Origin of the sequence: Kitasatospora sp. NPDC007106 (genome assembly GCF_040634455.1) — a bacterium.
GTDB classification, from domain to species: Bacteria; Actinomycetota; Actinomycetes; order Streptomycetales; family Streptomycetaceae; genus Kitasatospora; species Kitasatospora arboriphila.
The window spans coordinates 1-2,799 of the sequence record NZ_JBEYFP010000755.1; the positions used below are offsets into that span (position 1 = coordinate 1).

Consider the following 2,799-nt stretch of genomic DNA (forward strand, 5'->3'; position numbering starts at 1 on the left):
CGTGGAGGAGCCGGCCGTCGTGGAGGAGCCGGCCGTCGCAGAGGTCGAGCCCGTGGTCGAGGCTGAGCCCGAGCCGGTCGCCGAGGCCGAGCCGGTCGCCGAGGTCGAGGTTCCGGTCGAGGTCGAGCCGGTGGCCGAGGTCGAGCCCGAGCCCGTCGTGGAGGAGCCGGCCGTCGCAGAGGTCGAGCCCGTGGTCGAGGCTGAGCCCGAGCCCGTGGTCGAGGCCGAGCTGGTCGCCGAGGCCGAGGAGACCGTCGAGGCCGTCGCCGACGTCGAGCCGGCCGTCGAGGCGGAGGCCGTCGCCGAGGCCGAGGTTCCGGTCGAGGAGCCGGTGGCCGAGGTCGAGCCCGAGGTCGTCGTCGAGGAGCCTGCTGCCGAGCCGGTCGTCGAGGCGGCTGCCGGTGGTCGGCCGGAGAAGCCGGAGATCACCCCGGGCAAGGCGGTGACCGCCTACACCCCGGCCGAGCTGGTGGCGCTGGTGGGCTGGCTGGACGGTGACGGCACCGAGCGTTCGGACGACGAGCTGCTCCGCGCCGCGATGAAGGAGCTGGGCTTCACCCGCCTCGGCCCCCGCATCAAGGAGGCGCTGGGCGCCGCCGTCTCCGAGGTCCGTGCCTGACCGGACCGACCGTGCCGGGTCCGTGCCCGCCGACTCCCCGACCGGGGGCGGCGGGCACGGCCGTGTCCGGGCCGGGTGCCGGTGCGGTCAGCCGACGGTGATGGCGTCCAGTTTGGCCCGCAGGTAGGCCGTGGAGTCGACCGATGGGTGCGCCACCCGTCCGATCGGCGCGGGCAGCGGGCTGACGCGGGTGTGCGGGTCGCACTCGTAGAAGTAGACCAGGGACATGAGCTCCTCGTCGGGGGCCTCGGGGGAGGGCGGCAGGACGCGGTGGCGTCCGGACCGCCAGCGGTCGCCCGTCCAGCGGGCCATCAGGTCGCCGATGTTGACGGTGAGCGCGGCCGGGTCCCAGGGGGCGTCGGCCCAGCCCTGTTCCTCCGTCCAGATCTGGAGCCCGCCGCGGCCCTGCTGGCGGTCGAGCAGGGTGACCGTGCCGAAGTCGGTGTGCGGGCCGATCCGGTACTGGCCGGGCAGTGGTTCGCCGAGCGCGCCGGCCGAGGGGTACCAGTTGATGTTGCAGGTGTAGGTGGGGGCGCCGGTGTGCCGGGTGAAGAAGTCCCTGGGCTGTCCGAGGGCCGCCGCGAGCAGCCGCAGCGTCTCGTCGGCGACGGTCCGCATCCTCGCCATGTACGTCTCCACCAGGGTCTGCAGGCGCGGTGCCTCGGCGGTCGGCCAGACGTTCGGCCGGAACCAGTAGTCGTCCACCTCCTTGTCGCCGGTGGGCCGGTCGGCGCCGACCGTCCAGGACTCCTTGAGGTCGGGCGGGGTCTCGGTGCCCTCGGCGTAGCCGTTCGCCTCGGCGCCGGGGCCGAGCCAGCCGCGGCCGCCGACCGCGACGGCGTAGCGCTGCTTCACCGCCTCCGGCAGGGCGAAGAACCCGCGGGCCGCCGCCCGGACCTCGGCCCGCTCCCGTTCGGTCGCACCGTGCCCGGTGAGCAGCAGGAATCCCGCGCGGCCGAGCGCCTCGTCGACGCTGCGGGCGATCGCGGCGCGCTCGTCCGCCGTGCCGTCCGTCCAGGCCCGGAGGTCGACGGTGGGGATCCGTGCCTCTGCCGTGCCGTCCGCTCCTTCCCGGCTCACTCGCCGATGTCCTCGAACCACAGCTCCGGGCGGGCGGCCACGAAGTCGGTCATCAGCCGGATGCACTCGGGGTCCTCCAGGACCGTGACCAGCACCCCGTGTTCGGCCAGCCAGTCGTGGCCGCCGCTGAACGTCCGGGCCTCGCCGACGACGACCCGGCCGATGCCGAACTGCCGGACCAGGCCGGAGCAGTACCAGCAGGGCGACAGGGTGGTGACCATCGTGGTGCGGCGGTAGCCGCGCATCCGGCCGGCCGCCCGGAACGCCGCCGTCTCCGCGTGCATCGACGGATCTCCGTCCTGGACGCGGCGGTTGCGACCGCGTCCGAGCAGTTCGCCGTGCTCGTCGAAGAGCGCGGCCCCGATCGGGATCCCGCCCTCCGCCAGCCCGGCGCGGGCCTCCTCGACCGCGACCGCGAGCATCTTCTGCACATCCACCGGCTCCACCTCCCGATCCGAAACACCGTGGCAACGAAGGGTGCGTACCCTCCCTGGCGCCCGGTCCGACGCGTTGCCGGGTCCGATTCCCCGCCCGGCGGCACGTGCCGCCCGCCCATCTGCCGCGAGTTGCACCCGTCCGTCCCACCCGTCACGTCCACCAGCCGGGAGGCCGCCGTGCCCGCACTCACCGTCCGCGAGGTCCTCGCCCTCGACGTCCTCGGGCCGGCCGCCCCGCTGCTGCTCGCCGGCCGGGGCGGGCTGGACCGGCCCGTTCGCCGGGTGCACACCGGTGGGGTCCCCGAGGGCTGCGCCGTGCTGTCCGGCGGCGAACTCCTGCTCACCGACGGCCACGGACTGGCCCGGGCCACCCCGCAGCGGCAGCGCGCCTGGGTCCGTGAGCTGGCCGGGCGCGGCGCGGCGGCGCTGTTCGCCGAGGTCGGCCGGGCGCTGCCGCGGATGCCGGCCGGCGTCACGGCCGAGGCGGAGCGGCTGGGGCTGCCGCTGGTGGCACTGCGCCGGGTGGTGCCGTTCGCCCGGGTCGCCGAGGCGGTGAACTGCGCGATAGGTCCCCGTCCGGCGACCGGTCCCCGGCCCGCGACCGGCCGGGCGGCCCCCGGCCCGCGGCCCTCCCCGGACGCCTCCGGGGCGCGGGCGCTGATC

General features: G+C 75.9%; 4 protein-coding genes. 2 read left to right on the forward strand and 2 right to left on the reverse strand.

From position 1 onward, the window contains the following. Positions 1 to 619 (forward strand): hypothetical protein (locus tag ABZ641_RS31895; RefSeq protein ID WP_359987459.1); only part of this gene is annotated, 619 nt, incomplete at its 5' end. An 87-nt stretch (positions 620 to 706) separates the two neighbouring features. On the opposite strand, the gene ABZ641_RS31900 is transcribed toward ABZ641_RS31895, so the two are convergent. Both ABZ641_RS31900 and ABZ641_RS31905 read right to left on the reverse strand, forming a co-directional pair. Then, entirely contained in the window at positions 707 to 1,699 is a 993-nt protein-coding gene (locus ABZ641_RS31900) for a 2-oxoglutarate and iron-dependent oxygenase domain-containing protein (RefSeq protein ID WP_359987462.1), read from the reverse strand. After that, positions 1,696 to 2,121 carry a nucleoside deaminase gene (locus ABZ641_RS31905; RefSeq protein WP_344623728.1) on the reverse strand — a complete coding sequence of 142 codons (426 nt, stop codon included), beginning with the start codon at positions 2,119 to 2,121 and terminating at the stop codon, positions 1,696 to 1,698. The genes ABZ641_RS31900 and ABZ641_RS31905 overlap by 4 nt, the downstream gene beginning before the upstream one ends. Positions 2,122 to 2,313: 192 nt before the next feature. Between ABZ641_RS31905 and ABZ641_RS31910 the strand changes: the two genes are divergently transcribed. Then, positions 2,314 to 2,799, forward strand: a 486-nt coding sequence (locus ABZ641_RS31910; protein WP_359987464.1) for a PucR family transcriptional regulator ligand-binding domain-containing protein, incomplete at its 3' end; no start/stop codon positions are given.

Coding starts and splice junctions, on each gene's coding strand:
- ABZ641_RS31905 (WP_344623728.1), bottom strand. CDS start 2,121: ATGCTCGCGGTCGCGGTCGAGGAGGCCCGCGCCGGGCTGGCGGAGGGC.